The 24,007-nt window shown below is 72.2% G+C and carries 26 protein-coding genes; 13 read left to right on the plus strand and 13 right to left on the minus strand.

The genetic code is table 11. The features are described 5' to 3' along the window. Positions 1 to 192 precede the first annotated feature (192 nt). Both ACWGH1_RS01905 and ACWGH1_RS01910 read left to right on the plus strand, forming a co-directional pair. Positions 193 to 858: a molybdopterin-dependent oxidoreductase gene (locus ACWGH1_RS01905; protein ID WP_453408362.1), complete on the plus strand. Its 666-nt coding sequence runs from the start codon at positions 193 to 195 to the stop codon at positions 856 to 858. Continuing rightward, the gene (locus ACWGH1_RS01910) at positions 842 to 1,453 is read left to right on the plus strand and encodes a cytochrome b/b6 domain-containing protein (protein WP_453355603.1); all 612 of its coding nucleotides are present in this window, start codon (positions 842 to 844) and stop codon (positions 1,451 to 1,453) included. The genes ACWGH1_RS01905 and ACWGH1_RS01910 overlap by 17 nt, the downstream gene beginning before the upstream one ends. Before the next feature lie 35 nt (positions 1,454 to 1,488). On the opposite strand, the gene ACWGH1_RS01915 is transcribed toward ACWGH1_RS01910, so the two are convergent. Beyond that, positions 1,489 to 3,057, minus strand: a complete 1,569-nt coding sequence (locus ACWGH1_RS01915) for a hypothetical protein (protein ID WP_453355602.1) — start codon at positions 3,055 to 3,057, stop codon at positions 1,489 to 1,491. A gap of 143 nt (positions 3,058 to 3,200) precedes the next feature. Continuing rightward, positions 3,201 to 3,395 (minus strand): hypothetical protein, encoded by a 195-nt coding sequence (locus ACWGH1_RS01920; RefSeq protein WP_453355601.1) that lies wholly within the window; start codon positions 3,393 to 3,395, stop codon positions 3,201 to 3,203. Positions 3,396 to 3,586: 191 nt separating this feature from the next. On the opposite strand from ACWGH1_RS01920, the gene ACWGH1_RS01925 reads away from it, so the two are divergent. Together ACWGH1_RS01925 and ACWGH1_RS01930 are read left to right on the plus strand one after the other, a co-directional pair. Then, positions 3,587 to 4,549 carry a fibronectin type III domain-containing protein gene (locus ACWGH1_RS01925; RefSeq protein WP_453355600.1) on the plus strand — a complete coding sequence of 321 codons (963 nt, stop codon included), beginning with the start codon at positions 3,587 to 3,589 and terminating at the stop codon, positions 4,547 to 4,549. Between the two features lie 151 nt (positions 4,550 to 4,700). Beyond that, positions 4,701 to 6,716, plus strand: a complete 2,016-nt coding sequence (locus tag ACWGH1_RS01930; protein ID WP_453408339.1) for an ATP-binding protein — start codon at positions 4,701 to 4,703, stop codon at positions 6,714 to 6,716. Positions 6,717 to 6,874: 158 nt separating this feature from the next. On the opposite strand, the gene ACWGH1_RS01935 is transcribed toward ACWGH1_RS01930, so the two are convergent. Then, positions 6,875 to 7,060: a DUF5999 family protein gene (locus ACWGH1_RS01935; protein WP_136211506.1), complete on the minus strand. Its 186-nt coding sequence runs from the start codon at positions 7,058 to 7,060 to the stop codon at positions 6,875 to 6,877. A 155-nt stretch (positions 7,061 to 7,215) separates the two neighbouring features. On the opposite strand from ACWGH1_RS01935, the gene ACWGH1_RS01940 reads away from it, so the two are divergent. Both ACWGH1_RS01940 and ACWGH1_RS01945 read left to right on the plus strand, forming a co-directional pair. Next, positions 7,216 to 7,653 carry an SRPBCC family protein gene (locus tag ACWGH1_RS01940; RefSeq protein ID WP_453354774.1) on the plus strand — a complete coding sequence of 146 codons (438 nt, stop codon included), beginning with the start codon at positions 7,216 to 7,218 and terminating at the stop codon, positions 7,651 to 7,653. Between the two features lie 66 nt (positions 7,654 to 7,719). Beyond that, positions 7,720 to 8,286: a hypothetical protein gene (locus ACWGH1_RS01945; RefSeq protein ID WP_453354775.1), complete on the plus strand. Its 567-nt coding sequence runs from the start codon at positions 7,720 to 7,722 to the stop codon at positions 8,284 to 8,286. Between the two features lie 58 nt (positions 8,287 to 8,344). On the opposite strand, the gene ACWGH1_RS01950 is transcribed toward ACWGH1_RS01945, so the two are convergent. Further along, positions 8,345 to 9,574 carry an acyl-CoA dehydrogenase family protein gene (locus ACWGH1_RS01950; RefSeq protein WP_453354776.1) on the minus strand — a complete coding sequence of 410 codons (1,230 nt, stop codon included), beginning with the start codon at positions 9,572 to 9,574 and terminating at the stop codon, positions 8,345 to 8,347. A 215-nt stretch (positions 9,575 to 9,789) separates the two neighbouring features. On the opposite strand from ACWGH1_RS01950, the gene ACWGH1_RS01955 reads away from it, so the two are divergent. Next, complete coding sequence (locus ACWGH1_RS01955; protein ID WP_453354777.1) at positions 9,790 to 10,434, plus strand: TetR family transcriptional regulator; 645 nt, start codon at positions 9,790 to 9,792, stop codon at positions 10,432 to 10,434. 17 nt (positions 10,435 to 10,451) lie between these two features. Here the strand turns inward: ACWGH1_RS01955 and def are convergent, their stop codons facing one another. After that, on the minus strand, positions 10,452 to 11,024 hold the full coding sequence (gene def, locus ACWGH1_RS01960) for a peptide deformylase (RefSeq protein WP_453354778.1): 573 nt from the start codon (positions 11,022 to 11,024) through the stop codon (positions 10,452 to 10,454). Between the two features lie 123 nt (positions 11,025 to 11,147). On the opposite strand from def, the gene ACWGH1_RS01965 reads away from it, so the two are divergent. The 6 genes from ACWGH1_RS01965 to ACWGH1_RS01990 all read left to right on the plus strand — a co-directional run bounded on the left by ACWGH1_RS01965 (position 11,148) and on the right by ACWGH1_RS01990 (position 16,582). Beyond that, positions 11,148 to 12,386: a MurT ligase domain-containing protein gene (locus tag ACWGH1_RS01965; RefSeq protein ID WP_136211516.1), complete on the plus strand. Its 1,239-nt coding sequence runs from the start codon at positions 11,148 to 11,150 to the stop codon at positions 12,384 to 12,386. Between the two features lie 28 nt (positions 12,387 to 12,414). Further along, positions 12,415 to 13,143: a type 1 glutamine amidotransferase gene (locus tag ACWGH1_RS01970; protein ID WP_361137584.1), complete on the plus strand. Its 729-nt coding sequence runs from the start codon at positions 12,415 to 12,417 to the stop codon at positions 13,141 to 13,143. Between the two features lie 190 nt (positions 13,144 to 13,333). Then, positions 13,334 to 14,362 (plus strand): 6-phosphofructokinase, encoded by a 1,029-nt coding sequence (locus ACWGH1_RS01975; RefSeq protein ID WP_453408340.1) that lies wholly within the window; start codon positions 13,334 to 13,336, stop codon positions 14,360 to 14,362. A 92-nt stretch (positions 14,363 to 14,454) separates the two neighbouring features. Further along, positions 14,455 to 15,417 carry a cytochrome c oxidase assembly protein gene (locus ACWGH1_RS01980; protein ID WP_453355821.1) on the plus strand — a complete coding sequence of 321 codons (963 nt, stop codon included), beginning with the start codon at positions 14,455 to 14,457 and terminating at the stop codon, positions 15,415 to 15,417. Between the two features lie 32 nt (positions 15,418 to 15,449). Beyond that, positions 15,450 to 15,608 (plus strand): hypothetical protein, encoded by a 159-nt coding sequence (locus ACWGH1_RS01985; protein WP_453355822.1) that lies wholly within the window; start codon positions 15,450 to 15,452, stop codon positions 15,606 to 15,608. A gap of 263 nt (positions 15,609 to 15,871) precedes the next feature. Continuing rightward, positions 15,872 to 16,582, plus strand: coding sequence for a lysophospholipid acyltransferase family protein (locus ACWGH1_RS01990; protein WP_453355823.1), 711 nt, complete (start codon positions 15,872 to 15,874; stop codon positions 16,580 to 16,582). 37 nt (positions 16,583 to 16,619) lie between these two features. Here the strand turns inward: ACWGH1_RS01990 and ACWGH1_RS01995 are convergent, their stop codons facing one another. The 8 genes from ACWGH1_RS01995 to ACWGH1_RS02030 all read right to left on the minus strand — a co-directional run bounded on the left by ACWGH1_RS01995 (position 16,620) and on the right by ACWGH1_RS02030 (position 23,848). Next, positions 16,620 to 18,290, minus strand: coding sequence for an alpha/beta hydrolase (locus ACWGH1_RS01995; RefSeq protein WP_453355824.1), 1,671 nt, complete (start codon positions 18,288 to 18,290; stop codon positions 16,620 to 16,622). 192 nt (positions 18,291 to 18,482) lie between these two features. Beyond that, positions 18,483 to 19,277: an urease accessory protein UreD gene (locus ACWGH1_RS02000; RefSeq protein ID WP_453408341.1), complete on the minus strand. Its 795-nt coding sequence runs from the start codon at positions 19,275 to 19,277 to the stop codon at positions 18,483 to 18,485. Next, positions 19,274 to 19,969 carry an urease accessory protein UreG gene (gene ureG / locus ACWGH1_RS02005; RefSeq protein ID WP_453355471.1) on the minus strand — a complete coding sequence of 232 codons (696 nt, stop codon included), beginning with the start codon at positions 19,967 to 19,969 and terminating at the stop codon, positions 19,274 to 19,276. Before ureG ends, ACWGH1_RS02000 begins: the two co-directional genes overlap by 4 nt. Positions 19,970 to 19,991: 22 nt before the next feature. Next, positions 19,992 to 20,666: an urease accessory protein UreF gene (locus ACWGH1_RS02010; protein ID WP_453355472.1), complete on the minus strand. Its 675-nt coding sequence runs from the start codon at positions 20,664 to 20,666 to the stop codon at positions 19,992 to 19,994. Between the two features lie 52 nt (positions 20,667 to 20,718). Further along, positions 20,719 to 22,440, minus strand: a complete 1,722-nt coding sequence (locus ACWGH1_RS02015) for an urease subunit alpha (RefSeq protein ID WP_453355473.1) — start codon at positions 22,438 to 22,440, stop codon at positions 20,719 to 20,721. After that, positions 22,433 to 22,744, minus strand: coding sequence for an urease subunit beta (locus ACWGH1_RS02020; RefSeq protein WP_136211536.1), 312 nt, complete (start codon positions 22,742 to 22,744; stop codon positions 22,433 to 22,435). The genes ACWGH1_RS02015 and ACWGH1_RS02020 overlap by 8 nt, the downstream gene beginning before the upstream one ends. A 14-nt stretch (positions 22,745 to 22,758) precedes the next feature. After that, a complete protein-coding gene (locus ACWGH1_RS02025; protein ID WP_190186959.1) occupies positions 22,759 to 23,061 on the minus strand; it encodes an urease subunit gamma in 303 nt (100 codons plus the stop codon). A gap of 337 nt (positions 23,062 to 23,398) precedes the next feature. After that, entirely contained in the window at positions 23,399 to 23,848 is a 450-nt protein-coding gene (locus ACWGH1_RS02030) for an ATP-binding protein (RefSeq protein ID WP_453408342.1), read from the minus strand. Positions 23,849 to 24,007 lie beyond the last annotated feature (159 nt).

Genomic DNA, 24,007 nt, shown 5'->3' on the forward strand with positions numbered 1-24,007 from the left:
CTGCGACTTCGTGGACAGGACGGCGTGAGGATGTGACGGAAGTCTGACGGCACGCCGTTTCCCCTGGTGGCGGGCGCCCTTCGGTGGTCCAATCGGCGCGTGAGTACAGACCGGACCGGCCCGCCGCCACCCGAAACCGACCCCGACCCCGACGCGACCGGCACACCGGTCGGCCGACGGCTGGTCCTCGGCATGGTCGGGCTCGGCGCGGCCGGGCTGCTGGCCGCGCCCGTCCTGCAGCGCGGGGTCGAATCCGCGCTCGGCGCGGCCGCCGACAAGGATCCGACGGGGCTCACGGGGCTGCTGCCGAACGGCGGCGGGTTCCGGTACTACTCGGTCGCCTCCTCCGTTCCCGAACGCGGCCCGGCGAACTACCGCCTGACAGTGGACGGGCTGGTCGAGCGACCGGCCGCGTACGACCTCGACGCGCTGCGCCGGCTCCCGCAGACCCGCGTGGTCCGGGACGTCCAGTGCGTGACCGGCTGGCGCGTGCCGGGCACCGCTTTCGAGGGGGTTCCGGTGTCACGGCTGCTGGACGCGGCCGGGGTGCGGCCCCAGGCGCGGGCCATCCGGTTCAGCTGTTTCGACGGCGCCTACACCGAGAGCCTCACGCTCCCGCAGGCCCGGCGGGACGACGTCATGGTGGCCCTGCGGATGCAGGACGAGCCGCTGAGCCACTCCCACGGCGGACCGGCGCGGCTGTACGTGGCCCCCATGTACTTCTACAAGTCCGCGAAGTGGCTCTCGGGCATCACCGTCACCGACGAGGTGGAGCCGGGATACTGGGAGCGGCTCGGCTACGACGTCGACGCGTGGGTCGGCACATCGAACGGACGCGACGATGCCCCCACTGTCTGAACGGCCCGAGCGGGTACGCCGGTTCGGCGGGTCCCAGCGCTGGGTGCACCGGGCCACGGCGGCCCTGACGGGCGTGTGCGTGGCGTCCGCCGGGTGCCTCTACCTGGCGCCGCTCGCGGAGCTGGTGGGGCGCCGCCATCTTGTGGTCACGGTCCACGAGTGGTCGGGGGCGCTGCTGGTGGTCCCGGTCCTGCTCGGCCTGGCGTCCCGAGCCCTGCGCGCCGACCTCGGACGCCTCGGCCGGTTCGGGCCGCACGACCGGGTCTGGCTGCGCAGCGCCCTCGGGAGGGGCACGGACCGGCCCGCGGGGAAGTTCAACGCCGGGCAGAAGGTGTACGCGGGCTGGCTGGCCGGGGCGGTCCTGGTGATGCTGGGCACCGGGCTGCTGATGTGGCTGACCGGCCTCGCCCCGCTGGTGCTGCGCACCGGCGCCACCTTCGTCCACGACTGGCTCGCCCTGACCCTGGGCATCGTCCTCGCCGGGCACATCGGGATGGCCCTGCGCGATCCGGAGGCCCGGCGCGGCCTGCGCACGGGCTCCGTCGACCGGCGGTGGGCGGAGCGCGAGCATCCGCTCTGGCGGCACGGCGGGTGACGGGCGGCGCTCGGGCCACCCGCCGCCCGGGCCCGTCAGCCGTCGTCGCGTACGGCGACGATGCCGTTGAACACGCCGACGTAGGCCGTACCGTCGGGACCGAGCGTGATCGGCGCCCAGTTGTTGTCGTACAGGGGCCCGGTACCCGTCAGCCGGCGCCAGCGGCGCTCGCCGGTGCGGAAGTCGACCGCGGTGAGGTACCAGGCGTCGATGCCCCAGGCGTTGGGCTCCTTCTCGTAGAAGTAGAGCAGCCCGTTGCCGGTGGACAGCTTGGGTACGACGGAGGGCGAGCGGACGGCGCTCTGCCAGACCGTGTCGCAGCCGCTTCCGCCGGGCCGCACGTCGATCCGGCTGACTCCGCCCACGACCGACTTGCCGAGCAGCAGGCTGGTGGGGTTCTCGTAACCGTAGTTGTTCTCGACGACGATGCTGTTGCCCCAGGTGATCAGGGAGTTGTCGGTGGTGGAGGCGCCGGAGCCGAACACCGGGACCTTGCAGACCAGCCGCCGGTCCGCCGGGACGTCCACACCTCGCCTGTAGACCAGTACGTTCATCCGGTCGTCGGCGTTGTCCGTGATGGCGACGTAGCCGTCACCGAAGAGGTCGGGGGTGGTGCCGGATCCCTGGTTGACGGAGCCGGGTTTGGTCCCGGTACCGCGGTCGTAGGTCTGGCGCCACTGGGTCTCGGGGGTGCCGTCGGCGGCGGCCCGGAAGCTGTACAGCGCGTGGTCGGTGACGATGGAGACCCCGTCCTCGGCGACCGAGAAGGAGTTCTGGATCTCCTCGCCGTCCAGGCGGACGGAGCGGATCCGTGCGGTCGCCGGGTCCACGGTGCCCACGCGGCCCTGGCGGGTGACCCACCAGATGCGGCCGGTCCAGTCGGGCATCACGGAGGTGACCGGGTCACAGGTGCCGCTGGGCCAGAGGTTGGTCCAGCCGACGCAGTCGTGCGGGACGTGGCCGGTGAGGTCCCAGTCGGCGTCGACGGTGAACTTCCAGGTGCCGTCGGCGTTCTGGGAGTGGGCGAGGCGCAGGACGTGCTGGCGGGAGTCGGCCAGCACGGCCCGGTCCTGGTCGTCCAGGTAGAAGTAGGCGCCGCCCGAGGTGTCCTTGAAGATCTTCGAGAAGTCGAGGGAGGTGATCGCCTCGACGGTGGAGGAGCGCTGCGGCAACTGGTGCTCGGCGAGGGTGGCCAGGGTCCGCGGGTCGAGGAGTTTGACCTTGAAGCCGGAGAAGGTGCCGCAGACGGTGACCAGCCGGCCGCCCGTGTCGAAGGTGGCGGTGGCGCATTCGCCGCCGAGAGCGGCGATCTTCTCGCTGGTCACCTTCGGGTTCCTGCCGAGGGGGCCGGACCAGGGCGAGGTGGCACTGCCGACGGCGTCGGAGTGCATGCCGCTGCGGCCGTTGGGCGCGAGGTAGGGGTGCTGCGGCGGGGCGTCGCCGGGCAGCGGCACGGCGGCGGCCGGACTGCCGTCGTACTGGCTGACCAGGCGGTGGCCGGGGGCCTTGGGTATCTCCTCCGCCTGCGCCGGGGAGATCCCGTACATCGCCACGAAGACGGCGACGGCGGGGATCACGGCGCAGTTCAGCGCTCTTCGGAACATCCGGACTTCCTCCATTCCTGTCGGTTCTGCTGACACCACGTCTGATATCGCGCCGCCGCCAGACGCTAGGCCGAACCGTTGGAGGAGTCCATGGAGGAGCCGGATGCTTCACGAACGCGCAACAGGCGGACGCCCTGCGCGGTTCAGGGGTTGAGGCCGGAGACGACGCTCGCCGTGGCTTCGAGACCGCTGTGGATGGTCGCGGCGATGCTGCTGCTCGCGAGGTAGAAGCCGAGCAGGACACAGACGAGGGCGTGGGAGACCTTGAGGCCGCCGCCGTGCAGGAAGATCCACGCGAGGACGAGGAGCAGGACGATCACGGAGAGGGAAATCACCATCGAAACCTCCTTCGGGCGCCGCCATGGTGGCGCAATCGCAGGGCCCGGCGGGCGAAACCGGTGTCCGCCGTACGGGTGTTGACCCTGTGTGACCCGCCGCGGGCGGGTGGCGCGCGGGACTTGCCCGGCCCGGGCAGGCCGTGCCATATATGTCTAGACCTTTACGAGGCCTGCGGCGGAAGGCGCTTCCCGTGCGAGATCCCGCGCGACACCCCCTGGGGCGGACCACCGCCGCGCTCTGCCTCTGTCTGGCCCTGGCCGGCTGCTCGGGTGGCGGGGCCGAACCGCCGGGCGCCCCGGTCGGCATCACCGCGCAGGCCGGCAGCGCCACTTCCGTCCACGTGATGTGGGAAGCGGCCGAGGGGGGCACCCCGGTCACGGGCTACCAGCTGTTCCAGGCGGACCGATTGATCCGGGACCTGCCCGCCGACAAGACGATGGTGGACGTCACCGGGCTCAGCCCGCTGACCGCCTACGCCTTCACCGTCCGGGCCAAGGACGCCGCGGGACACCGCTCAGCCCTCAGTGCGGCGGCCCGGGTCACCACTCCGGCCGCGCGGGCGGCGGACAACCGGCCCCCCACCGCCCCGGCAGCCACCACCGGCCGCGCCGACGGCCCCCGGGCGGCCCGGCTGACCTGGGCGCCGGCGAGCGACGACACGGGAGTGACGGCCTACGACGTCTACCAGGGCGGGGTCCGCATCCACACGGCCGGCCCGGACCGGACCTCCACCACGCTGACCGGCCTCCAGCCCGGTACCCGTTACGAGTTCACCGTCCGGGCCCGGGACGGGGCCGACAACGCCTCCCCGGACGGCCCGGTCGCCGAGGTGACCACGGCCGCCGACCCGGGGCAGGGGCCGGACACGGCGCCCTCCGACTTCACGGCGGTCCCCTCCCCGGGCGCGGTCACCCTGTCCTGGACCGCTCCCGGCACCGGGCACGAGACCTCCGAGTACCAGCTCTACGTCAACGGACAGCCCGTCACCGTCATCCAGTTCGGGGCCGGCGCCGTTCCCCGCGGCACGGTGGAGCACCGGCTGACGGTGACCGAGCCGGCGGGGACGCCCTGGTCGCTGAAACTGCGGGCCAGACTGCCCGACGGCAACTGGGGCGCCTTCACGCCCGAGCGGCGGATCGTCCTCGCCGGCTGAGCGGTCCCCTTGAGATCCGGTGGTGATTCCGACGCGAACGGCACGGCCGCGAAAGAAGATCACGCACAATACATCCGTGTTCGGTGAGTACTCGGTCAACAACAATCAGGCACACTCCGCAGGTGGCGGCCCTGCGCCAGACTCCCACGGCGTGCCCGGAAACCTGCCGCCGGAACCGGCGGGCTTCATCGGCCGCGAGCGCGAACTGACCGATTTACGGGCGCTGTTGGGCCTGAGCCGACTGGTCACCCTGACCGGAGTGGGCGGCGTCGGCAAGTCCCGGCTCGCCCTCCGTGCCGCCTCGGCCAGCCGGCCCCGCCGCGACGGGGTCTGGTGGGTCGAGCTGTCACCGCTGCGCGATCCCGCACTGCTCACCACCACCGTGGCGCACGCCGTCGGCCTCGCGGACCACTCCGCGCGCCCCCTCGACGAGGAACTATGCGCCTGGATGGCCGACAAGGAACTGCTCCTGGTCCTGGACACGTGCGAGCACCTGATTCCCGCGTGCCGCCACCTCGTCGGCGAACTCCTGCAGTCGGCGCCCGGCCTGACGGTCCTCGTCACCTCGCGCGAACCGCTGGGCAGTCCGCGCGAGATGGTCTTCGAGGTGCGCCCCCTGCCGTACGAGGAACCCGACAGCGACGCCTTCGCCCTGTTCCGCGCCCGCGCCGTCGCCGCGATGCCCGAGGCCGCCGACGCGTTCCGGGATCCCGAACGGGCGCTGCTGGCCGCCGAGGTGTGCCGCCGGCTCGACGGGATCCCGCTCGCGCTGGAGCTGGCCGGCGCCCGGATGCGGCTGTGGACGCTGGAGCAGATGGTGCGGCGGCTGGACGCGCGGTTCGAAGTCCTGACCGACACCCGGGCGCTGTTGCCGCGCCACCAGACCCTGCGGACCGCGATCGGCTGGAGCCACGAGCTGTGCGAGCCGGTGGAACGGTTGCTGTGGGCCCGGCTGTCGGTGTTCACCGGGGACTTCGACGTGGCCGCCGCCCGGACGGTCTGCGCGGGCGGCCCGCTGCCCGCGGCCCGGGTGGAGCGGGTACTGGCCGCGCTGGTGGCGAAGTCCGTGGTCCGACGTTCCGAGGAGCGCGGTGCGGGCACCCGCTACCGGATGCTGGACACGATCCGGGAGTACGGGCACGACTGGCTGGCCGAGCTCGGGGAGGTACGCACGCTCGCGGACCGGCACGCCCACTGGTACGCGGCGCTGTGCCACGCGGCGGAACGCGGCTGGATGGGGCCGGGGCAGGTCGACTGGTACCGCCGCACGACCGCTGAGCACGCACAGCTGCGGACCGCCCTGGAGCACCTGCTGCGCACCGATCCGACGGCGGCGCAGGAGATGGCCGGGGCGCTGTGGTTCTTCTGGTTCGCCTGCGGCCACGTCCACGAGGGCCGCGGCTTCCTGGAACGGGCGCTCGCGGCGGGCCCGTGCTCCGGCCCGGCGTACACCCAGGCGGTGTGGGCGCTCGGGCTGACCGCCCTGGTCCAGGGCGACATGGAGACGGCCGCGGAACTCGGCCGCCGGTCCGCCCGCGAGGCGGCCCGGCTCGGCGACCCGGAACCGGAGCTGCGCGCCGCCTACCTGCGTGCCGTCTCGGTCCTGATGCCGGGCGACCCGGCAGGGGCGCTCGCACTGGCGGGCCCGCGGGCGCGGGCGGCCCACGGCGGCCGGCCCGACGGGACGGGACGGCTGCTGTGCCGGCTGGCCTCCGGTTACGCGCTGTGCGACGAGCAGCGGTTCGAGGAGGCGGCCGAGGAGGCGCGGGGGCTGCGCGAGGCGTGTGCGGAGCTGGGCGAGCGCTGGCTGCGGGCCTACGCCGACTACATCCTGGCCGTCGCGGCGCTGGGCGTCGGCAACCACGGGGAGGCGGCCCGCCACGTCCGGGCCATGCTGTCCGGCAAACGGCTGCTGGGCGACCGCTTCGGCATCGCGCTCGGCCTGGACCTGCTCGCGGCGGCCGTGGCGGGGCTGGGCGACGGCGAACTGGCGGCGCGACTGCTGGGGACCGGGCACGCGTGGTGGCGCACGGTGGGGCGCCCGCAGATGGGTTCCCCGTCCCTGACGGCCCTGCGGGACGAGGGCGAGCGGCAGGCCCGCGCGGCGATCGGCGACGCCGCGTACGAGAGCGCCTTCCGGGGCGGCGCGGCGGCGGCCACCGCCTGAGCGCACGCCCGCGGCGGCGCCGGCTCCCGGACCGGCGGCGGGCGGGCCGCCGTCAGTACGGGAGGGGCCTGCCCGACGGGGTGCGCAGGTCCAGGTCTCGGGGGGCGGGCTTGGGGACGGGCTTGCGGATCAGCTGCTGGCGCATGCTGCCTCCTGGCTCAGACCAGGGCCGGTCGGCGGGGTTCCACCGTGCGGCCGTCGGGGAGCAGCTCCCCGGTGTCGTCGAACACCACCAGACCGTTGCAGAGCAGGCTCCATCCCTGTTCGGGGTGGAAGGCCACGGTGCGGGCAGCGTCGTGATCGGCGCTGTCGGCGGACGGGCAGGGGGGCTGGTGGGAGCACATGGCGCACCTCCTCGCAGTGTGGGGCGGGAGGGCCGGTGGTCACCCGGTCGAATCCGCGATCCACGGTGGCGGTGAGTATTACTGATCGCCGCCCCCTGACGGAACCCATATTCGCGGTCGAGTTCAGGGTGTGTATGCCCGATTACCATGCGCTCATGCCCCCGATCCGGATCGTTCACCGCACCTCCCTCCCGACGGCCGAGGCCTGGCTGAGGCTCACGGACTGGCCGCGCCACGGGGCACAGGTCCCGCTCACCCGGACGACCGTCGAGACGGCGCCGCCCACGCGCGTCGGAACGCGTTTCACGGCGCGGACGGGAGTGGGGAGGGTCACCTTCGACGACCCGATGGAGGTCACCGTCTGGCGGCCCCCGTCCGCGGGTTCGGCGGGGCTGGTGCGGCTGGTCAAACGCGGGCGCGTCGTCCTGGGCTGGGCGGAGATCGAGGTCCGGCCGCTGGAGCCGGCCGGCGCGGAGGTCGAGTGGCGCGAGGACCTGCGGGTACGGGGACTCGGGCGGCCCTTCGACCCGGTCGTGGCGGCGGCCGGCCGGCTCCTGTTCGGCCGCGCACTCGTCCGGTTGCTGCGTTCCTGACAAGTCGGGCTAGGGTGCCGTGATCACCGCGCCCGGTGATCACGCCACGTCTCCCGAGGGACCTCCATGGCCACTCCGCCACCGCCACAGCAGGGCGCCGCCCCGCAGAACCCGTACAGCACGCCGCCGCAGCAGGGCGCGGCCCCGCAGCACAACCCGTACGCGACGCCGCAGCAGCCGTCGGGGGCTCCGTACGGCTACGCCTACCCGGCCCACCCGCAGCAGCCCCAGCCCGCCGGGTACGCCTGCCGCGTCTGCGGGGCCCAGCCGGCCGCGCCCGGCACCGTGCGCGGCCACCAGGGGATGGTGCTGATGATGCGGTTCCTGAGCACGCACGGCCCCTTCTGCCGTGACTGCGGTACCTCCGTCGTGCGCGAGATGTCGTCGAAGACCCTGTGGCAGGGCTGGTGGGGTCCGGCGTCCCTGTTCATCACGCCGCTCACGGTGCTGGTCAACCTGGTGCCGCGTTCGGCGTTCCGCAAGCTCGCCCCTCCGGTGGGCGGCTTCCGGCCCCCGCTCGACCCCGGCAAGCCGCTCTGGCAGCGGCCGCCGGCGCTGATCATCGCGACGCCGATGGCCCTGATCGCCCTGGCGATCGTCGCACTGGTCGTGATCGGCGCCGCGACGAGCTGAACGACGGCCGCCCCCGTGTCCCGCAAAAAAGGGGGACGGGGGCGAGCCTTCCGGGAAGCTAGCGGATCGGCATCTGCGAGATCGTGCGGGCGATCACCAGGCGCTGGATCTCGCTCGTGCCTTCGAAGATGGTGTAGATCGCACTGTCGCGGTGCATGCGCTCCACCGGGTACTCCCGGGTGAAACCGTTGCCGCCGAGGATCTGGACCGCCTGGGCCGTCACCTTCTTGGCCACCTCACTCGCGAAGAGCTTGGACATCGAGCCTTCCGCCGAGTTGAACGGCTTGCCCGCGACCGCCATCCAGGAAGCCCGCCACACCAGCAGCCGGGCCGCGTCGATCTGCGTCCGCATGTCGGCGAGCTGGAAGGCGACGCCCTGGTTGTCGATGATCGGACGTCCGAACTGGGTACGGGTCTTGGCGTAGTCCAGGGCGACCTCGTAGGCGGCGCGCGCCGTACCGACGGCCATCGCGCCCACCGCCGGGCGGGACGCCTCGAACGTCGCCATCGCCGCGTTCTTCAGCCGCTCGCCGCCGCCCGCCCGGGCCCGCTCCCGGGCGCGCGCGAGGCGCTCGTCCAGCTTGTCCTTGCCGCCGAGCAGGCAGGAGCCGGGGACCCGGCAGTCCTCCAGCACCACCTCGGCGGTGTGCGAGGCGCGGATGCCGTGCTTCTTGAACTTCTGCCCCTGGGACAGGCCGGGGGTGTTCGGCGGCACGATGAAGGAGGCGTGGCCCTTCGTCCCGAGTTCGGGGTCGACCACGGCGACCACGATGTGGACGTTGGCGATGCCGCCGTTGGTCGCCCAGGTCTTGGTGCCGTTCAGCACCCACTCGTCCTTGGCCTCGTCGTAGACGGCGCGCGTGCGCATGGCCCCCACGTCGGAGCCGGCGTCGGGCTCGGAGGAGCAGAAGGCGGCGACCTTCACGTCGGTCGCGTCGCCGTACATCTGCGGGATCCAGGTGCCGATCTGCTCCTCGGTGCCGTTGGCGAGGACGCCGATGGCCGCGAGGCCGGTGCCGACGATCGACAGGGCGATGCCGGCGTCACCCCAGAAGAGTTCCTCCATCGCCATCGGGATGCCGAGGCCGGTCGGGTCGAAGAACTGCTGGGCGTAGAAGTCGAGGGAGTAGATGCCGACCTTGGCCGCCTCCTGGATGACGGGCCACGGAGTCTCTTCGCGTTCGTCCCATTCGGCGGCCGCGGGCCGGATCACATCGGCGGCGAACCCGTGGATCCAGTCACGCACCTGCTTCTGGTCGTCGTTGAGCTCCATGGTGAACTCCGCCATGTCCCCTCCAGCTGTCTCGCGTACACGTGCCGTCACCGGCAGGCCGTTACCTGCGGTAACAAGCCACGGCGCCCCAGTCTGTTACCGACGAGTAAGCACTGTCAAGCGAGGCACGGACCGGCCAGGAGACGGCCGTCGATTCGATCGGCCGGGTGTGCGGGGTGTTACGTTGCGTGGGCGTCACGCACATCGCAAGGGCGGGGAGAGAAACACGCATGGAGACCACGCATCAGGCCGGGGAACCGGGAACTGCCGAGCGCCGGCGGCGGGAACTGCTCGAAGCGGCCGACCGCGTCGTACTCAGGGACGGTCCCAAGGCCTCGATGAACGCCATCGCGGCGGAGGCGGGGATCACCAAGCCCATCCTCTACCGCCACTTCGGCGACAAGGCGGGCCTCTACCAGGCGCTCGCCGTCCGGCACACCGACGCCCTGCTGGACTCGCTGCGGGCCGCACTGGACGCGCCTGCCGAGCGCCGCAGCCGGGTGGAGTCCACGCTCGACACCTACCTCGCGGCCATCGAGGCGCGGCCGCAGGTGTACCGGTTCCTGATGCACCCGGCGGAGGACTCGCACTCCGCGGAACGCGGCTTCGACGTGGGCCTGCACTCGGCCCCGCTGCTGCGCCGGCTCGGCGAGGAACTGGCCGAGGTCATCGGCGAACGCGTCGACCTCGGCCCGGGCAGCGAACGCCTGGCCCGGGTGTGGGGACACGGCATCGTCGGCATGATGCACGCGGCGGGCGACTGGTGGCTCGGAGAACGCCCCTGCGAACGCACCGAGTTGGTGGCGGCGCTCACCGACCTCCTGTGGGGCCGCCTGGCCACGGCCGGCAACCGCGCGGGCGGACCCGGCTTCTGAGCGCCGCCCGGCTCCCGTCAGGCCTGCGGGCCCGGTTCCGCGACGAGTGCCTGCGCACCCCAGGCCGTCTTGCCGATCGCCCGGCGCAGCCGGCGCGCCCGCAGCCCGGTGACCCGGTCCGCGTAGACGGTGCCCTCCAGGTGGTCGCACTCGTGCTGGAGGCAACGGGCGAAGAACCCGGTCCCCGAGATCCGGACCGGCGCGCCGTCGGAGGTGACCCCCTCGACCACCGCGTGGTCGAAGCGGACCGTACCGGCCTCCAGGCCGGGCAGCGACAGACAGCCCTCGGGACCGCGGTAGGCGTCTCCCTCGGCGGTCACCAGGCGGGGGTTGACGACGTGTCCGACGTGCCGGACGTCCTCGTCGTCGGGGCAGTCGTAGACGAACACCCGCAGCCCGACCCCGATCTGGTTGGCGGCGAGGCCGACGCCCTGGGCCGCGTACATCGTCGCGAACATGTCCTCGATGAGCCGGTCGAGAGCGGGGCCGAACCCGGTGACCTCGGTGCACGGCGAGTGGAGCACCGGATCGCCCAGCAGGCTCATGGTGCGGACGAGTCCGGTGGTACCGGGGATGGTGCGCTGTCGCATGGCCGTAAGCGTACGACGGGCGAAGATATGAGCAGATCCGCGCCGCCCCTGGGGCGCCGCGGTCAAGGCCCCGGCAGGTACTGGATAGGCTGGGGCCGACCGACGCTAGGAGGACAAGGGACGATGGCAGGCAACACGGAGCCGCTTTCGCCGCGGGCCAAGCTGGCCGTGACGGCGGGCAAGGCCGCGGCGGCGGTGTCGCGGGCCGCGGGACGCGGAAGCGGATCGGTGATCGGCGGCAAGGTCGCACTCAGGCTGGACCCCGATCTTCTCGGCGCGCTGGCGCAGCATCTCGACGTCGTCCTCGTCTCCGCGACGAACGGCAAGACCACGACCACCCGGCTGATCGCGGAGGCCCTGCGGGCCAGCGGTCCGGTGGTCTCCAACGCCCTCGGCGCGAACATGCCGGCCGGCATCACCTCCGCGCTGGCGGGCGGCTCGGACGCCAAGTACGGCGTCATCGAGGTCGACGAGAAGTACCTCGCCGGAGTGGCCAGGGACGTCACCCCCAAGGTGATCGCCCTGCTCAACCTCTCCCGCGACCAGCTGGACCGCGCCGCCGAGACCCGCATGCTCGCCGAGAAGTGGCGCGAGGGGCTCCAGGGCTCCAAGGCCGTCATCGTGGCCAACTGCGACGACCCGCTGATCGTGTGGTCCGCGTCCTCCTCGCAGAACGTGGTGTGGGTCGCGGCCGGCCAGGAGTGGAAGGACGACGCCTGGTCGTGCCCCTCCTGCGGTGGCGTCATGCAGCGCCCGGGCGACGACTGGTTCTGCGGCGAGTGCGGCTTCCGCCGCCCCACCCCCAGCTGGGTGCTCTCCGGCGACCACGTACTGGACCCGCACGGCAGCGCCTGGCCGATCCACCTCCAGCTGCCCGGCCGCGCCAACAAGGCCAACGCCGCGACCTCGGCCGCCGTGGCCGCCGTGTTCGGCGTCCCGCCGCAGGTGGCGCTGGAGCGGATGTACCAGGTCCAGGCCGTCGCCGGCCGCTACGACGTGGTCTCCTTCCAGGGCCGTGAGCTGCGGCTGCTGCTCGCCAAGAACCCGGCGGGCTGGCTCGAAACGTTTTCGCTGATCGACCCGCCGCCCACGCCGGTGATCCTGTCCGTCAACGCGCGCGGCGCCGACGGCACGGACACCTCCTGGCTGTGGGACGTGGACTACCCGCGCCTGGCCGGGCACCCCATCTTCGTGATCGGCGACCGCAAGCTGGACCTCGCGGTCCGGCTGGAGGTCGCGGGCCTGGACTTCCGGGTCTGCGAGACCCTCGACGAGGCCGTGCAGCTGGCCCCGCCCGGGCAGATCGAGCTGATCGCGAACTACACCGCCTTCCAGGACGTGCGCCGCCGCGTCGGCAACTAGTACCCGTACCCTCTAAGGACACAAGAGCATGAGCGACAACAGCCTGCGTCTGGTGTGGGTCTACCCCGACCTGCTCAGCACGTACGGAGACCAGGGCAACGCCCTCGTGGTGGAGCGCCGGGCGCGCCAGCGCGGCCTGGACGTGCAGCGCGTGGACGTGCGCAGCGACCAGCCCATCCCCACCTCGGGCGACATCTACCTGATCGGCGGCGGCGAGGACCGGCCGCAGCGCCTGGCGGCGGAGCGCCTGCTGCGCGACGGCGGCCTGGAGCGGGCCGTCTCGAACGGGGCGATCGTCTTCTCGGTCTGCGCCGGGTACCAGATCCTCGGCAACGAGTTCGTCAACGACATGGGCGAGCGCCAGCAGGGCCTGGGCCTGCTGGACGTGGTCACCGTGCGCGGCGAGGGCGAGCGGTGCGTCGGCGACGTCCTCGCCGACATCGACCCGCGGCTGAACCTGCCCCCGCTGACGGGCTTCGAGAACCACCAGGGCGTGACCCACCTCGGCCCGACGGCCAAGCCCTTCGCCCGCACCCGGCTGGGCCGCGGCAACGGCACCGGTGACGGCACCGAAGGCGCGTACAACGACACCGTGTTCGGCACGTACATGCACGGTCCCGTGATGGCCCGCAACCCGCAGATCGCGGACCTGCTGCTGAAGCTGGCCCTCGACGTGAACGCGCTGCCGGGCCTCGACGACCGCTGGTACGAGGCGCTGCGCGACGAGCGCATCGCGGCGGCCACGCAGCCCGCGTAACGTCCGCGTCACGCACCGTTCGGCCCGGATTCCCTTGGGGGATCCGGGCCGACGTGCGTTCGCACGACGGATGTGACCAGCATGTGGAGGATGGTGCAGTCCAGTGGGAATCCGCTTGTAGGCTGGCTGTCAGTACCAACCGGACGACGTGGTCCGGTCGTCGGCCCACGTTGCAAAGGTTCTTCCTGCCATGCGCATTGGTGTGCTCACTTCCGGAGGCGACTGCCCCGGCCTCAATGCCGTCATCCGCTCCGTCGTGCACCGCGCCGTCGTCGACCACGGAGACGAGGTGATCGGCTTCCACGACGGCTGGCGGGGCCTGCTGGAGTGCGATTACCGCAAGCTCGACCTCGACGCCGTCAGCGGCATCCTGGCCCGTGGCGGCACCATCCTCGGCTCCTCCCGGGTCCAGCCCGCGCACCTGCGCGACGGCGTGGAGCGGGCCCGCGGCCACCTCGCCGACCTCGGCCTGGACGCCGTCATCCCGATCGGCGGAGAGGGCACGCTCAAGGCGGCGAACCTGCTGTCCCAGGGCGGCCTGCCCATCGTCGGGGTTCCCAAGACCATCGACAACGACATCGCCTCGACCGACGTCACCTTCGGTTTCGACACCGCCGTCGGGGTCGCCACCGAGGCCCTGGACCGGCTCAAGACCACCGCCGAATCGCACCAGCGCGTGATGGTCGTCGAGGTCATGGGCCGGCACACCGGCTGGATCGCGCTGCACTCGGGCATGGCGGCGGGCGCGCACGCCATCGTCGTGCCGGAGCGCCCCTTCGACATCGAGGAGCTGACCGCGATCGTCGGCGAGCGGTTCTCGGCCGGCAAGCGGTTCGCGATCGTCGTGGTCGCCGAGGGCGCCAAGCCCGCCGCGGGCAGCTCGATGGCGGTGGAGGCGGGCGGCACCGACATGTACGGCCACGAGCGGTTCGCCGGCATCGGCAACCGGCTCGCCGTCGAGCTCGAGGACCGCCTCGGCAAGGAAGCCCGCCCGGTGATCCTCGGTCACGTGCAGCGCGGCGGCACGCCGACCGCGTACGACCGCGTCCTGGCCACCCGCTTCGGCTGGCACGCGGTGGAGGCCGCGCACCGGGGCGAGTTCGGGATGCTGACCGCGCTGCGCGGCACCGACATCGTGATGGTGCCGCTCGCCGACGCCGTGCGGACCCTCAAGACGGTCCCGGCCGAGCGCTACGACGAGGCGGAGACCGTTCTGTGATGTTTCCCCCCTTCTGACTGCCGCCCCCGGACGCTTCGGCCTCCGGGGGCGGCACTACTGTGGTGGAGCGCCACAGTCAAGGGAGTGAAGAGATGGATCACAGCGGTCACGGCATGGACATGAATATGGACATGGACCTGCCGCCGTTCACTCTCGGGCGCGGGCTGGAGTTCTCCTTCGACGCCTTCTTCCTGATCGGCTCGGTGCTGGGGCTAGCCCTGTACGTGTGGGGCGTGGCGCGACTGCGGCGGCGCGGGGACGCGTGGCCGGTGGGGCGGACCGTCTCCTTCACCGCGGGTGTGCTGACCGTGGCCCTGATGACGTGCACCAAGCTGAACGACTACGGCATGGTCATGTTCAGCGTGCACATGGTGCAGCACATGGTGATCAGCATGCTCTCCCCGATCCTGCTGCTGCTCGGTGCTCCCGTCACGCTGACGCTGCGGGCGCTCCCGCCGGCCGCCCGGGGCGTCAAGGGGCCGCGCGAGCTGTTGCTGATGCTGCTGCACAGCCGCTACCTCAAGGTGATCACCCACCCGGCCTTCACGATCCCCCTGTTCATCGCCAGCCTCTACGGCCTCTACTTCACCCCTTTGTTCGACACCCTGATGCAGAGCAGGGCCGGGCACATCGGGATGATGGTCCACTTCCTGGCCGTCGGTCTGATCTTCTTCTGGCCGATCATGGGCGTGGACCCGGGCCCGCACCGCCCCGGATACGTGATGCGGATGCTGGAGCTGTTCGCCGGCATGCCGTTCCACGCCTTCTTCGGCATCGCGCTGATGATGGCGAGCGAGCCGATGATCAAGACGTACCGGAACCCGCCGGCCTCCCTGGGGGTCGACGCGCTCGTCGACCAGCAGTGGGGCGGCGGCATCGCCTGGGCGTTCAGCGAGATCCCTTCGGTGCTGGTGCTGATCGCGCTCGTCTACCAGTGGTACCGCTCGGAGCAGCGGGCCGCGAAGCGCTCGGACCGGGCGGCGGAGCGCAACGGGGACCAGGAGCTGGAGGCGTACAACTCGTACCTCGCCTCGCTCCAGGGGCGTGGCCGGTAGCGCGGCGCCCCCTCCCCGCGCCACCATGGGGCATGAGCGGATCCGTTAAGGCGATGGCCGTGATGACCTTCGGCTCTCTGGTGGCCGTCGCCGCCTACTCCGTGGCGCTCGGCAGCAACGGCTGGCTGTGGTTCATGTGGGTGGTGCTCGGGCTGCTGACCGCGGGAATGGCAGCCGCCCGCGGCACGTGAGCCTCCCGCGCCGCCGCCCCGGCCCGCCGCCCGGCCCGCCTGCGGGCGAGCGGCCTCGCGGCGCCCTCCCGCGCTGCCCGGCGACCCGCTCGCCGCTTCGGCCGGTTCCCGACCGTACTCGAACGAACCCCGGGCGACGGCGTCCGTGCTGATCGGGTTCTGGTTCACCATGCCCATCCGGCTGATCGGGTTCTGGTTCACCATGCCCATCCGGCACCGGGTGCGCCACACTGACCTGTCCACCAGGTGAAGGGAGACGGCCGGTGTTCTACCACCTGCTCAAGCACGTGCTGCTCGGCCCGCTGCTGCGGCTGCTGTTCCGCCCGCGGATCGAGGGCCTGGAGAACATCCCGCCGGAGGGCGCGGCGATCATCGCCGGCAATCACCTGTCGTTCTCCGACCACTTCCTGATGCCGGCGATCCTCAAACGCAGGATCACCTTCCTGGCGAAGGCCGAGTACTTCACCGGCCCCGGGATCAAAGGGCGGCTGACGGCGGCCTTCTTCCGCAGCGCCGGCCAGATCCCGGTGGACCGCTCCGGCAAGGACGCCGGACAGGCCGCGCTGCGAGAGGGGCTCGGGGTCCTGGCCAAGGGGGAGCTGCTCGGCATCTACCCGGAGGGCACCCGCTCGCACGACGGGCGGCTCTACAAGGGCAAGGTCGGGGTGGCGGCGATGGCGCTCGGTGCCGGCGTGCCGGTGGTGCCGTGCGCGATGGTCGGCACCTTCGAGATCCAGCCGCCCGGGCAGAAGCTCCCGAAGATCCGGCGGGTCACGATCCGTTTCGGCCGGCCGCTGGAGTTCTCGCGCTACGCGGGCCTGGAGGGCGAGCGGGCGATCCTGCGGGCCGTCACCGACGAGATCATGTACGCGGTCCTGCAGCTGTCCGGCCAGGAGTACGTCGACCGGTACGCGGCCGAGGTGAAGGCGGAGGAGGAGCAGGCACGGAAGAAGGCCCGGCGCTGGACGCGCTGAGCCTTCTCCGTGTGGGTGCCCGGGTGCCTCCGGCGTCCTAGCGGACGGCCGGGAGCTCCTCGCGCTTCGCCAGTTCGGCGCCCTGGGCCTGCGCCGACGACTTGGCGGCGGCCGGAGCCGGGGCGACCGGGGTGGCGTGCGGCTCGCACGTCACGTCCTGGGCGTCGACCTTGCCGGTCAGCAGGTAGCTGTCCACGCGGGAGTTGATGCAGGGGTTCACCAGGCTGGTGACACCGTGCGAGCCCGCGTTCTTCTCGGTGATCAGACGCGAACCGCCGAGGCGGCGGTGCATCTCGACGCCGCCCGCGTACGGGGTGGCCGCGTCGCGCTCGCTCTGGACGACGAGGACCGGCGGCAGACCGCGCTTGGCGCTCGCGCCGACCTCGATCGGGGTGCTCTGCTTGGCCTTCCAGGTCGCGCAGGGCAGGTTCATCCACGCGTTGGACCAAGTCAAGAAGGGGTACTTCTTGTTCAGCGCGGTGTTGTCCTTGTCCCACTTGGCCCAGCTGGTGGGCCACTTGGCGTCGGCGCACTCGACCGCGGTGTAGACGGCGTTGCCGTTCTCCGTCGCGATGTTGCCCTGGATGTCCGAGAGGTCCGGGGTGACCGCGTCGATCAGCGGCTTCTCGTCACCCGCGACGTACGCGCTCAGGGCCTGGGCCGTGGGCACCCACGAGGAGTCGTAGTACGGGGCGCTCTGGAAGAAACCGATGAGCTCCGCCGGTCCGGCCACGCCACCGAGCGGGCTGGCCTTGGCCTTGGCGCGCAGTTCCAGCCACTTGGCCTCGACCTTGGCGCGGGTGTCGCCGATGTGGAAGACGCTGTCGTTCTTGGCGACCCAGTCCTCCCAGTCGTTCCAGCGCACCTGGAAGGCGACGTCCTGCTCCAGGTTGGCCTGGTACCAGATGTTGTCCTGGTCCGGGTTGACCACGCTGTCGACGATCATGCGGCGCACGTGGCCCGGGAACAGGGTCGCGTAGACCCCGCCGAGGTAGGTGCCGTAGGAGACGCCGAGGTAGTTCAGCTTCTTCTCGCCGAGCGCGGCGCGGATGACGTCCAGGTCACGCGCGGTGTTCGGCGTGGTCATGAACGGCAGCATCTCGCCGCTGCGCTCCTTGCAGCCGTCCGCGTACTCCGCGGCGAGCTTGCGCTGGGCGCGCTTGTCGGCCTCGTTGGACGGGACCGGGTCCGCCTTGGGGACCTTGACGTACTCCTGCGGGTCCACGCAGGAGATGGGCGCCGAGTGGCCGACGCCGCGGGGGTCGAAGCCCACGAAGTCGTACGCCTTGGCGGTGTTCACCCACAGCGGGGACTTGGTGGTGATCCGGCGCGGGAAGCGCATGCCCGAACCGCCCGGGCCACCGGGGTTGTAGACGAGCGCGCCCTGGCGCTCCTCCTTGGTGCCGGTGCTCAGCGCGCGGTCGACGGCCAGGTCGATGGTCTTGCCGTACGGCTTGGCGTAGTCGACCGGGACCTTCACCCAGCCGCACTGGATCGGCTTCTCGAAGCCCCAGTCGGCCGGGCAGTCCTTCCAATCGATCCCGGTGCGGGCCGCACGGGCGGCGGCGACCTGAACGCCGATCGCCTCGTTGTAGCCGTTGTCACCGGAGGCCGGGGCGGCCTCGGCGGTCGGGGCGAGCAGCAGGCTCGCCGCCAGAGCGCCGGTGATCAGAGTGGCGGCGCTCCCCAGCGCCGCGGTGCGTATCACGTGGTTGTTCCCCCTGCGTCATCTGCCGTCGCGGGCAGCCGTATTGGTCGATTCGGTCGTTGACGTGCAGGGGGATCCTTGCGCCTGACCGGGACCGGGCGACAGAGCACGGTCCGGTTCTTTGCCAACCCGATATGCGGACGAGAGTGTACCGCTGAGCGGTGTCCGATTCGCCCCGGGTCCGCCCTCCCGTTACCAGCCGTACGTCGAGCAGGCCGCGTCGAGCAGTTCCCGCAGTCCCAGCGCGTCCGGGGCGAGGACCGTCACCAGGACGGCCGGTCCGGCGAGCGGGGTCACCGCCGCGAACTCGCCCGGCAGCGCCGCCTGCGGCGGGGCATCGGCGAACGCCGGGTCCACGACCAGGAGTTGTCCCAGCGCCCGGTGGCCCGCGAGCCCCGCCGGGCCGTCCCAACCGCCGGGGGCGCCCGGTCCGCAGGCCAGTTCCTGGTCCAGCAGCGGGCGGCCGCCCCGGGAGACGGTGAGCCGGCTGCGGAGCAGGCCCGGGGCCTCCCCCGTGCGGCCGAGCACCTGCTCCTCGCGCAGCAGCAGCCGGGCGGTGGGGGCGAGTTCCACGCGGGTGCGCACGCGCAGGTCACTGCCGCGCACGGACACCAGCGGTTCGGGGAGCCACCGCACCGCCGCGTCCTCGGCCAGCGTCAGCCGTACGTCGTACCGCGCGGGCGCGCCGCCCCGGCCGGGCAGCGCCAGGGTGGCCGCCGCCGAGCGGAGCCCGAGCCGGGCCCCCGGTCCGGCGTGGGCCTCGACAGCGAGGTGATCCCCGCCGAGCGGCGCGCTCATCGCGCCGACCAGCATCACGCCGGCCTCGGCGCCCTCGCCCCGGGTGCGGCGCAGCGCGAGCGGGCCGTCCCCGGCCAGCAGCGGCAGGGCGGTGCCGCCCCGCCCGTCGGCGACTGCGGCGATCCGGGCGGTGGCCCGGAGCCCCGCCGGAGCGGGGGCTTCCGGGGCAACGGGGGGCGCGCTGGTCACCGTACGGTCCAGGCGGCGATCCGGCCGCGCACCCAGTCGGCGACCGGGGTGACGCCCTCGGGCCCGCGCAGGGACTGGAACGCCACGGGCAGGTCACCGCGCTGCTCGGCGGCGTCGCGTGCCATCCGGTCCAGGTCGGAGCCGACGTGGGGGGCGAGGTCGGTCTTGTTGACGATGAGCAGGTCGGCGGTGGTGACGCCGGGGCCGCCCTTGCGCGGGATGTCGTCGCCGCCGGCCACGTCGATGACGAAGATCTGGGCGTCGACCAGGCCCCGGGAGAAGGTCGCGGTCAGGTTGTCCCCGCCGGACTCGACCAGGATCAGGTCCAGCGGGGCGGTGTGCCGGTGGGCTTCCTCCAGTTCCTCGACGGCCTCCAGGTTGGCGGAGATGTCGTCCCGGATGGCGGTGTGCGGGCAGGCTCCGGTCTCGACGGCGCTGATCCGCTCGGGCGGCAGGACCGCCTCGCGGAGCAGGAACTCGGCGTCCTCACGGGTGTAGATGTCGTTGGTGACGACGGCCATCGACAGTTCGGCGCGCAGGGCCCGGCACAGCGCTGCGACGGTGGCCGTCTTGCCGGAGCCGACCGGTCCGCCGAGGCCCACTCGCAGGGCGCGGCGGGTGCCGTCGGCGCGGACGGGCTCGGCGCTGTGGGTGTGGCGGTGCGGGTAACTGCCGCCGTGGTCGAGGTGCATGGTTCTCCTTGGGTGGGGGCGGTCAGGAGGCGAAGAGCCGGACCGGCCAGTCGGCATGGACCTGCGCCGCGATGTCCAGCAGTGGGGAAGACGCGGCCGGCAGCGCGTCCAGACCCTCGTGCCGGGCCAGCAGGGCGGCGCTCGCCGCCCGGCCGGAGACGGCGTCGAGTTCGGGGGCGAGGCCGGCCAGGACCGCGCTCGCCTCGAAGGGGTCCAGGCCCAGCAGCCGGACGGTCGCGGTGGCGGGACCGCTGACGCTCTCGTACGCCGCCACGTGCGCGGCGTCCAGCGGACCGAGCCCGGCGGCCCTGGCCGTGACGCCGAGCACCACGGGCTGGTGGGCCCCGCGCGGGAAGGCGGCGGCCAGCGCGTCGAGTTCGGCGGCCGGCCAGGTGGCCCGGGCGGCCCGCATCAGCTGCCGGCCGAGCCGCCGCGCGGCCAGGCGCAGTGCGGGCGAGGGGGTGCGGGCGTCGGCGGCGGCGTCGAGTTCCGCCGGGTCGAGGCCGTGGGCGGCGGCCGCGGCGAGGCCGGCGGCGACGAGGCCGGAGGTGTGCAGCCGGCCCCGGCAGAACTCCGCGAGCGTCGCGGCGTCGTGGATCCGGCCCGCCTTGCAGGCGGCCTCCGCCCCGCCGGAGTGGGCGTGCCCTCCGGCGGGGAAGCGGCCGTCGGCGAGGACGAGCAGCGCGGCGAGGCTCATCGGGAGGCGCCGCCTCTGCTGGTTATGGTCTGCGCAGCGGAACGGGCGCTCATCAGAACAGGAAGTATCTCTGTGCCATGGGCAGTTCCGCCGCCGGAGCCGGCTCCACGACCTCGCCGTCGATGGTGACGGTGAAGGTGTCGGCGTCGACCTCGACCCGGGGCATGGCATCGTTGTTGCGCATGTCCGTCTTGCCCACCTTTCGGGTGCTCTCGATGGCCACGAACTGCTTGTCGAGGCCGAGCCGCTCGGGCAGCCCGTCGTCGAGGGCGGCCTGCGCGGTGAAGTTGAGCGAGTTGAGGGCCGGCGCGCGCCCGTAGGCCCCGTACATGGGCCGGGGCAGGACGGGCTGCGGGGTGGGGATGGAGGCGTTGGCGTCGCCCATCTGCGCGTAGGCGATCTGGCCGCCCTTGACGACGACCTCCGGCTTGACCCCGAAGAAGGCGGGGTTCCACAGGACCAGGTCGGCGAGCTTGCCGACCTCGACCGAGCCGATCTCGCGGGCGAGGCCCTGGGCCACCGCGGGGTTGATCGTGTACTTGGCGACGTAGCGGCGGGCCCGGTGGTTGTCGGCCGGGCCGTCGCCGGGCAGGAAGCCGCGCCGCTTCTTCATCACGTGGGCGGTCTGCCAGGTGCGCAGCACGACCTCGCCGACCCGGCCCATGGCCTGGGAGTCGGAGGAGATGATGGAAATGGCCCCGAGGTCGTGCAGGACGTCCTCGGCGGCGATGGTGGAGGGGCGGATCCGGGACTCGGCGAAGGCGAGGTCCTCGGGGACGGCCGGGTTGAGGTGGTGGCAGACCATCAGCATGTCGAGGTGTTCCTCGATGGTGTTGACGGTGTGCGGCCGGGTGGGATTGGTGGAGCTGGGCAGGATGTTCGGCTCGGAGACCACGGTGATGATGTCGGGTGCGTGTCCGCCGCCCGCGCCCTCGGTGTGGTACGAGTGGATGGTCCGCCCGGCGATCGCCGCCAGGGTGTCCGCGACGAACCCGGCCTCGTTGAGGGTGTCGGTGTGGATGGCGACCTGGGCGCCGGTCTCTTCCGCGACGGTCAGGCAGGCGTCGATGGCGGCGGGCGTCGCCCCCCAGTCCTCGTGGATCTTGAAGCCGAGGGCGCCGCCGCGCAGCTGGGAGTACATGCCCTCGCGGGACATGGTGTTGCCCTTGCCGAGCAGGCCGATGTTGACGGGGTAGGCCTCCAGCGCCGCGAACATCCTGGCCAGGTGCCAGGGTCCGGGCGTGACGGTGGTCGCCTTGGAGCCCTCCGCGGGTCCGGTGCCGCCGCCGACGAGGGTGGTGATGCCGGAGGCGAGGGCCTCGTCGACAACGGTGGGGGCGATGAAGTGCACGTGGGCGTCGATGGCTCCGGCAGTGACCATCTTCCCGTTGCCGGCGATGATCTCGGTCTCGGGGCCGATGATCAGCGAGGGGTCGACCCCGTCCATGGTGTCGGGGTTGCCGGCCTTGCCGATGCCGCAGATCCGGCCGTCCCGGATGCCGAGGTCGGCCTTGACTATGCCCCAGTGGTCGAGGATCACCACCCCGGTGATCACCGTGTCGGGGGCGCCTTCGGCGCGGGTGGTGCGGGCCTGGCCCATGGATTCGCGTATGACCTTGCCGCCGCCGAAGACGGCTTCGTCCCCCGAGCGTCCGGGGCCGCCGCTGAGGTCCTGTTCGATCTCCACGAAGAGATCGGTGTCGGCGAGCCGTATCCGGTCGCCCTTGGTCGGTCCGAAGAGGTCCGCGTACGTCTGGCGGGATATCTCAGCCATCGAGCGGCCCTCCGGTTTCCCCGCGCAGGCCCGGCACGGTGCGCAGACCGCCCAGCGGGACGAGTTCGACGGAGACGGGGATGCCCGGCTCGAAGCGGACGGCGGTACCGGCGGCGATGTTGAGCCGGAGCCCGTGGGCGGCGGCACGGTCGAAGTCGAGACCCGGGTTGACTTCGGCGAAGTGGTAGTGCGAGCCGACCTGCACGGGGCGGTCGGCGGCGTTGAGCACGGTGAGACGGGTGATGGCGCGGCCTTCGTTCAGGCGCACCGGACCGTCCCCGAAGGCGATTTCGCCGGGGATCATGCTGGTGCTCCCGTTCAGACGATGGGGTCGTGGACAGTGACGAGCTTGGTGCCGTCCGGGAAGGTCGCCTCGACCTGGACGTCGTGGATCATCTCGGGGATCCCCTCCATGACCTCGTCGCGGCGCAGCACGGTGCGGCCGGAGGCCATGAGCTCGGCCACCGTCCGCCCGTCGCGGGCGCCTTCGAGGATGTGCGAGGTGATCAGCGCCACCGCCTCGGGGTGGTTGAGGCGCACTCCGCGCGCCCTGCGCTTCTCGGCCACGTCGGCCGCGACGTGGATGAGCAGTCTTTCCTGCTCGTGCGGTGTCAGTTGCACACGTATCACCAAGCTTCCGGGACAAGATCAACTTCGCGCCAAGAAGACCCTATTCGCCTTCAACACTTTGTTGACCTGCACATATCCGTGCCAAGCATCTCTTGCCCAACACGGGGAGAGGCTTTCCGTCCCGATCACCAGCGCTTTACCGGCTCATGGGTGATCATTGGCGGAAGGCCGCGGGCGCCATAGTAGGACCCGCAGTTTTCCGCCGAGTTAAGCCACGTTTCGGGAAGGCTCCCGGTTCAGCCCCGGGCCGCCTTCCGTGCAGGTTTCCGTATACGCAGCCCGTCCGCGGCCCGGCGTGGAGCGCGCCGCCGCCCCGGCCGCGGCGCCCTCAACAACCGGTGGCGGTCCTCGCGGGGGCCGCGACGGCCCAGGGGAGCGCGATCCACACGGTCTTGCCGCCGTCCTCGGTCGGGGTGACCGAGAGGCGGCCGCCCGCCTCCGCGGCGAGCCAGCGGATGATGACCATCCCCCGGCCGTTGTCCTGCTGGACGGCGGCCGGCAGCCGCCGGGGCCGGCGGGGGTGACTGTCCGTCACCCCGACGCGCAGCCACTCGCCGCGTTCCAGCCGGAGGTCCACGGTGAAGGTGGGCGACTGGCCGAAGGTGTGCTGCACCGCGTTGGTCGCGAGCTCCGAGACGATCAGCCGGACGGTGTGCGCCGTCTCGGACTCCTCGGGCAGTCCCCATTCACCGAGCACCTCCGCGACGTACCGGCGGGCAGCGGCGACCGCGGCCGGGTCGCTCGGCAGAGTGACGGATGCTTCCTGGTGGTCTGCCATGGCGACGTCCCTTTCCCACCGGGGCGCAGCCGCCCCGGATCTACGCTGAGCGTCAGAGTGCACCCATCGTGCCGCCGTTTCCGTCGTTCCCCCAAGATATGCATATATCTGTCGCTCAATGCGGTGAACTCTGCTACGGAAGAGCGTATTTGGACGGCA

The organism is Streptomyces sp. NPDC054883, assembly GCF_053610645.1.